Here is a 6,560-nt window from a genome sequence, read left to right as displayed (position 1 = left end):
CAGTCCAGCCGCACTTGCAGTCGCTCTCGCATCCGTCGTCGCCGTCCTCTACCTCGCTGCGATCGCGTACGCCATCGTCCAGATTGCGCGAACCCGCGACCTGTCCGAGGTGGAGAAGGCCCTCTGGATGATCGCCGTCGTATTCGCGCCTCTGCTCGGCGCGCTCGTTTGGTACCTCGCCGGGCCACACCCATTCGGCCTTCGACTCACACACAAGGTTCGGTAGACCTCGACCTTCATTTCTCTTCGCGGAGGGGGTTGGGTGACTGCCCATGGGGCAGGAAGGGCGTTGTAGCGCGAACAACCTCTGTGAAACTCCTTGTATCCGAATGCGCCGGCAACGGCCGCCTGACCGGTAGGTTCGAGCGCATGCGATTCGCTCTGCGTCAGACATCGGCACTAGTGCTGGCTGGGGTGATCGTGCTCTGCTCCAGCGGCTGTGGCAGCGCCCCGAATCCGAGCATTGAATCGCAAGCTTCAACGCCAACGCCAACGCCAACGCCCACCTCAACGCCTTCAACGTCTCCGACGACGGAGACGAGCCAAAACAATTCCGCCGGAATGAGCGGATTCGAGCGGCAACTCCCGCTTGCAGGGCAATTCGTGACTCAATGGACCGAGACCGTCGGCACCGTTGAGATCGAACGTCGCAGCGATGGCACTGTCTGGGCGACCCTCAGCGACTTCAGCACGGGAGCCTCTCCGAACTTGAGGCTCTACCTCAATGAAGGGGAGCTGGTCAAGAACACTGATAGCGCCTGGACCACCGATGGCGGCCTCAGTTATGACATCTCCACCGTCAGGGCATCAGCCAGTACGCAAGAGATCGAGATTCGGGGAAGCCAACACATGGACGAGATTCACAGCGTCACAATTTTCGACTACACAGGTCCCGACTATCTACATTTTGGCTCGGCCCCACTCGGGTAGCGCACTATCTATCCGGCGACACTGCAGTCGTTCCCGTATCCGTTGTCGCCGTCCTTTACGTCTCAGCGGCGCCTCGGCGTGCGGAATTCATGCCAGGTCGCCCAATCGCGCCGCGATGCTGTTGTCGTCCCCGGCTCGACGCTCATAGGTGACGGCGATGATGAGCAGCACGGCGCCGACGACGGCCAGCGTGATCCACCACGGCACCGATTCGATGCCGCGGCCGATCTGCACCACGAACACGAAGATGTTCTCGATGGGCAGCACGATAATGCCCAGCAGGAAGGGTGCCGCGAGTTTCCGGCTCGAGCCGACGAGAATGGCGACGAGCGCAATCGCGATCACGAGGATGGCCCGCCAGGTCTGGGGGTCGGTGAAAGTCGCGAGGATCGAGGCCAGGAACATCACGCCGAGCCCGGGGGCGAGCAGCGGCCACGAGCCGTGCCAGCGGGCGGGCCAGCTACTGAGCGTGCCGCGCTGAGTGTCAGCTGTATCCCGTTGCCTGCCGCGCATGGCGGCAACGCCGGCGAAGAGTAGGAAAAGGCCCAGGGGCAGCGAGAACCACTCGACTCGCAAGTCACGCGGACTCCAAGCCACGATCGCAGTGACGAACGCGAGCGTGAAGATGAACCAAACGGGAGGCAGGCTTGTCCGCCCGTTTCGCAGCCGCACCGCGACAATGACCATGGCGGCGAGGTAGGCGACCATGAGCGACCACATCAGCCAGATCGTGAACCAGTCTCGTTCGATGGCCGTCCAGGTAGCGAGCCCGACGTACAGGGCGGCGGGGGCATAAAGCCAGCGAGCAGACAGGCGACCGAAAGACCACCCTCGGATGCGCGCCGGTTGAGATATCTCGGCATGGGACAAGATGGCCCGCGCCGCTGCGGCAGCTGGCACGGCGCTGGCCAGGCCAATCCCGAGACACACCACGACCAACGGTATTCCTGCGATCTGGACCACGTCGGCACCGACGCCAAAGCGCACGCCCTGGATAGCCCCGGCAGCCCCGGCGATGATCGCGACCGCGTGGGTCGGCGTGCAGAGTGTGCGCAGCCGTTCGGCGCGAGGCGACACGCACCGGTCGAGCAGCAGGCCGAGCCCGAGCAGCACCCACGACGCGGCGACCAGCCCGAAGCCGCGCCATGCTGCACCGACGGTTTCACCTGCCTCCGGCACCGCCAGTACCACCAAGGTCGGCACGACGGCGACGAGGAGCCCGCCGGTGTACAGCGGCACGCCTTGTGCGCCGCGCGCGGTGAGGAGCAGGCCGATGGTCGTGGCTGCGAGGCTCGGCGGGAGCAGGTATGGCTCGAGCAGGCCGATACCGATCAGAGCCCACACACACCACAAGGCTCCCGTGAGGCAGGCAGCCGCGGTCCACCATCCGTAGCGGCGCTTCGCCCAGAACGATGTCGCCGCTGCGCCGAGGGCGAGGATGACGAGCACGAGGAATGTCGTCGGCAAGCCAGCCGCCACCCGGATGAGCGCGAGCCCGACGGCGATTACGCCGGTGAGCATGGCAGACACCTCGAGGGCGATCCGCGCGACCGTGGCGTCCGGTTCGCCGATGCCGCGTCGCTTGAGGGCCGAGCGAATCACCCCAGTGCTCGGGAGCGCGAGAGCGACGATCGCTGCGATGACCGGCAGCGTCACGGGTGAGGCGCTGCCCACAAGCACCTGGGCGCCGAGGCATACGACGACGACGGCCAGGGACGGGATGAGCAGGCCCGCGGCAATCGCGCGCAGCACGATGCCGAGTCCGGGCCGGCGGGAAACGAGGAGGGTCATCGCAAGCAGGAACATGATGCCGGTTGAGAGAGCGGTCCAGCCACTGCGCTCGAAGACCACCTGGATCACGCCGATCACAAAGGGCACGGATGTCACGACCAGGATCGAGTACCAGGCTGCGGGTTTTACTTGCGGAAGGGCGGTCGCGACGATTGCGCCGATCAGCCCGATCGACGTGGTGAGGCACAGGAGCGCGATCGTGCCGATGCCGAGCTGTCCGAGCGCTGTCGCCACGACCACGAGGGCGTAGGCGTAGCCGACAGCGACGTGGAGAAAACGAGTCCCGGCGGGCACGGGTCGCGCGAGCGCGATGATGGCCGTGACGACTGCGATGCCCGCCCACGCCGCGAGGCGAACGTCGGTCCACGAGATGATGCCGGCGAGAAGGACCGCCACATGAGCCGCGAGGATCAGGGGAAGGCGAAAGCGGAGCGAAGCCGCCCGGATGCCCGGGACGAGAACGAGCGCGGCGCTCGTGGCCACCGCGAGCCCAAGGGCGATCGCGATTTGAGCCCAGGGCAAGAGGCCGGGGGCACAGACGACCACGAGCCCTGAGAGCGCCGCCAGCCAGATAGCGAGCGCTGCGCCCCCGTTCGCGAGGGGCGCCTGGGCGATGTCCCGGTGCAGGGTGATTGCGGCGAAGACCCCGAAGCCAATGGCACCGGCGGCGAGGCCGAGCACGACCGCGAGCACGCCGCCTGTGTCAATCACTGAGGCGACGAGATCGGAGCCGTTGAAGGAACCAAGCACCTTCGCGGCGCCGATCAGCAGCGCCACGAGCACCGTCGCCAGGACACTGACCACGGCCATCCCGAACGCGCCGCCGGTGAACCGTCGCCGCTCGATCGTCGCCGGGGTCGGGGCCAGGGCGCCGAGGACGATGAGTCCTGCGGCGCCCGCGACAGCGATGAAGGCGAAGTACCACTGCTCGGCGCCATGGGCCCCGAGGTCGAGGGCGAATGGCAGCCCGGTGCATGCGGCGACGCCGGCAGCCCCGGCGACGAAGCTCCAGAGACCGCGTGCGAGATAGCGGCTGGCGAGGCCGGCGAGCACCGCAATCGCGGCAAGGATGGCGCAGATCCCGAGCCAGTATCCCGTGGTGCTGTCGGCCTCGATCAGTCTCGCCTGAGCGAGCACGATTGCGACGGCGACCACCTGCACCACCGTCAACGTCACCTGTTCCGCCCGGAGGCGCCCGTCGAATCTGCGTGCCGTGGCGCGGACGAGTGCGACGAGTGCGAGAGCGACGAATGCGGTGCCGAGGTGTCCGATGACCGCCGACAACACGGTGCCGCCCGCGTACCCGAGCATCGAAGGCACCACGGAAAGGCCGAGCAGGGAGATCCAGAGCCAGGTCCGGATGCGCGCCACCCGCGACAGTGCCACCATGACCGAGCCACTGGCGAGTGTGCCGACCGCAGTGAACACCCACGGGCTGAGGCCGCTCACGGTCAGTTCGGAAAGCGCGTACACGTCGAGGGCGACGAACAGCATTCCAAGCGCACCGACGGCCTCCGCTGAGAACTGCAGCCTGCGCCGCGCGAGCAGCCAGGCGCCGCCCAGGAACAAGAGTGTGATGAGGCCGACGATCACGCTGCGCAGCGCACGATCGCTGAGGTCGGGGTTGAAGAAGGTGAAGACGATCGCCGAGATCGCGAACAGCCCGGCACCCGCTACCGCCAGTACCGACTGAACTGTGGCGCTCGAGCGCGGATCAGCGGCAGCTGGGCTGGCTGCGGCGGGCGCAGCGAGGGCGGCAGATGCTGGCGGAGTCGCCGCCGGCGACGGTTCGGTTGCACTGGCTCCAGACGGCTCGGCGAGCAAGCGCGGCACACGCTCGAGCACCGCCTGCCGCGCTCGCAGGGCGGTGGCCGCGTCCCGGGAGGCGCTCCAGAGTTCGAGGCCGATTCTCCCGTTGAGGTCGGCGCCGCAGTTGCGGCAGCGCCTGTTCTGCAGGGCATCGACCCCGCAGGACGGGCAGGACGCATCGTCCAGAAGACGCGCGACGGCGATGTCGCTCCACTGGCTCATCGGGGCAGGCGTGCTCACGAGGCTTCCGCCGCATCGCTCGTTCGCGCCGGGTTGTGCGGATCCGAGGCATCTGGCCCCGAGTCGTCCGGCACCCAGATGAGGATGTCGCCGGGCTGGCACTCGAGTACGCGGCAGATCGCGTCGAGGGTCGAGAAGCGCACCGCTTTGGCCCGGCCGTTCTTGAGCACAGATACGTTCACCGGCGTGATGTCAATCGCGGCCGCGAAGTCAGCGACGGACATCTTCTTCTTGGCGAGTTCGACGTCGAGGTTGATGACGATGGGCATCAGACCACCTCCGACAGGTCCTGCTGCAGTTGTCGCGCGTTTCGCAGGAGTCCCCGGAGCACCAGGATCAGCAGAGCGAGTCCTGCGCCGACGACGACGCCGAGTGCGCACAGCAGCATCACCGATGGGGAGGCGACATTCGCCGATGCGAGGGTGGCCATCGACACCCCGATGAGGAGGGTCGCTAGGACCATGGCGCAGAGGATGACGTCGACCCATAAGAACGCGTTGTCGCTGAAGATGACGGACGTGCGCACCATTGACAGGAGCCGCCACACGCACACGAGCACGACCTGCACGCAGAGCAGGAAGAGCACGGCAACGATGATGCCCGGCGTCTGGAGATAGCCGAGGTCTGCGTAGGTCTCGGCGGACTGCCGTGCCACACCGGGGACCATGAATAGCTGGCAGGCCAGGAGAAGGACGATCATCGCGACGATGAGGGCCTTCAACGAGACAATGGTTGCCTTGTGCATGTGAGTCCTATCGATAATCGGTGCTCTGCTATCGACAAACGATACATCCTGCCTGCGCTGAATGGAAGCCACGGCACCCTGCGGCTTAACCGCAACGCGAGAAGGCGTAACCGTCGACGCCGTGGAGGTGTCCCGGTGAGGGTCCCGCAAAAGAGTTCGGGAGTGCAGAGGGGTGACACTGAACCCAGCAGCATCAGCGCAGGGGGAAAGTTGACGAATCACGACGTACTTATGCGCCTGAGGCGGGACAAGAGAACCCAGGGTGATTCCAACCGTAAGCACGGAATCGTGCGCTTCTTCCGAGACCTTTTCGTCATATTCTTTGTTGCCCTGCTCATATCGTTCCTGATCAAAACATTCCTCATTCGCTCTTTCTATATCCCTTCGGGATCGATGGAAAACACCCTGCAAGTCAAAGACCGAATCATGGTCAACGAACTCGTCCCCGACCTCATCCCCATCGCCCGTGGCGATGTTGTTGTGTTCACAGACCCCGGTGGATGGCTAAGCGCAACCGAACACGGCACTGTCCAGCCGGGCAATCCTGTAGCCGATGGCATCCGATGGTTTTTTTCCGAGGTGGGCCTGGGCGCGCAAGAAACGAACGACCATCTCATCAAACGCGTCATCGGCCTGCCCGGCGACAAAGTCGCCTGCTGCGACGCCACCGGCCACATCACCGTCAACGATGCGCCTCTCAGCGAGCCTTACCTCAAAGCATCTTCCGGGACGACGCGTTCTCCTGAGAAGTACTTCACCGTGACAGTCCCCGCAGTTTCTCTATGGGTCGAGGGCGACAACCGCGACAACTCGGCGGATAGCAGGCTCCACACCACCACGCCCAGCAAGGGTTTCGTGCCCATTACCAATGTCGTCGGCCGGGCGTTCGTGATCACCTGGCCCGTCGGTCACTGGTCCTGGCTCGACAACTACCCGAACACCTTCCGAGAGACTGGCCAGGACCGATGATGCACACGACTCAGGGTTTCGTCCCATGACCGAGAGGGATTCCCGATAGCCGTTCCCAAACGCCACTCCCCCGAGA

At 65.4% G+C, this 6,560-nt stretch carries 6 protein-coding genes; 3 read left to right on the top strand and 3 right to left on the bottom strand.

Features of this window, described 5'->3' with window-relative positions:
- Window positions 1-226, top strand: a 226-nt coding sequence (locus E3N86_RS04530) for a PLDc N-terminal domain-containing protein (protein WP_134511415.1), incomplete at its 5' end; no start/stop codon positions are given.
- A 335-nt stretch (window positions 227-561) separates the two neighbouring features.
- Window positions 562-930, top strand: coding sequence for a DM13 domain-containing protein (locus E3N86_RS04525; protein ID WP_134511414.1), 369 nt, complete (start codon window positions 562-564; stop codon window positions 928-930).
- An 87-nt stretch (window positions 931-1,017) separates the two neighbouring features.
- On the opposite strand, the gene E3N86_RS04520 is transcribed toward E3N86_RS04525, so the two are convergent.
- Genes E3N86_RS04520 through E3N86_RS04510 form a run of 3 tightly spaced genes read right to left on the bottom strand, consistent with a single transcriptional unit; the run spans window position 1,018 to window position 5,515 of the window.
- On the bottom strand, window positions 1,018-4,770 hold the full coding sequence (locus tag E3N86_RS04520; RefSeq protein ID WP_134511413.1) for an SCO7613 C-terminal domain-containing membrane protein: 3,753 nt from the start codon (window positions 4,768-4,770) through the stop codon (window positions 1,018-1,020).
- Window positions 4,767-5,039 (bottom strand): helix-turn-helix transcriptional regulator, encoded by a 273-nt coding sequence (locus tag E3N86_RS04515; RefSeq protein ID WP_104099214.1) that lies wholly within the window; start codon window positions 5,037-5,039, stop codon window positions 4,767-4,769. Before E3N86_RS04515 ends, E3N86_RS04520 begins: the two co-directional genes overlap by 4 nt.
- The gene (locus E3N86_RS04510; RefSeq protein ID WP_104099213.1) at window positions 5,039-5,515 is read right to left on the bottom strand and encodes a DUF2975 domain-containing protein; all 477 of its coding nucleotides are present in this window, start codon (window positions 5,513-5,515) and stop codon (window positions 5,039-5,041) included. Before E3N86_RS04510 ends, E3N86_RS04515 begins: the two co-directional genes overlap by 1 nt.
- Before the next feature lie 210 nt (window positions 5,516-5,725).
- Here E3N86_RS04510 and lepB point away from each other — a divergent pair, with 210 nt between their 5' ends.
- A complete protein-coding gene (lepB, locus tag E3N86_RS04505; protein WP_241985943.1) occupies window positions 5,726-6,484 on the top strand; it encodes a signal peptidase I in 759 nt (252 codons plus the stop codon).
- Window positions 6,485-6,560: the final 76 nt, after the last annotated feature.

The organism is Cryobacterium sp. Hz7 (genome assembly GCF_004402815.1).
Classification (GTDB): domain Bacteria; phylum Actinomycetota; class Actinomycetes; order Actinomycetales; family Microbacteriaceae; genus Cryobacterium; species Cryobacterium sandaracinum.
Note: the sequence above shows the minus strand (reverse complement) of the source record. Positions and strands in the feature narration are given on the sequence as shown.

Excerpts from the sequence above, each read along its gene's own strand:
- E3N86_RS04525 (WP_134511414.1), top strand. The coding sequence starts at position 562 with ATGAGCGGATTCGAGCGGCAACTCCCGCTTGCAGGGCAATTCGTGACT.
- E3N86_RS04515 (WP_104099214.1), bottom strand. The coding sequence starts at position 5,039 with ATGCCCATCGTCATCAACCTCGACGTCGAACTCGCCAAGAAGAAGATG.
- E3N86_RS04510 (WP_104099213.1), bottom strand. The coding sequence starts at position 5,515 with ATGCACAAGGCAACCATTGTCTCGTTGAAGGCCCTCATCGTCGCGATG.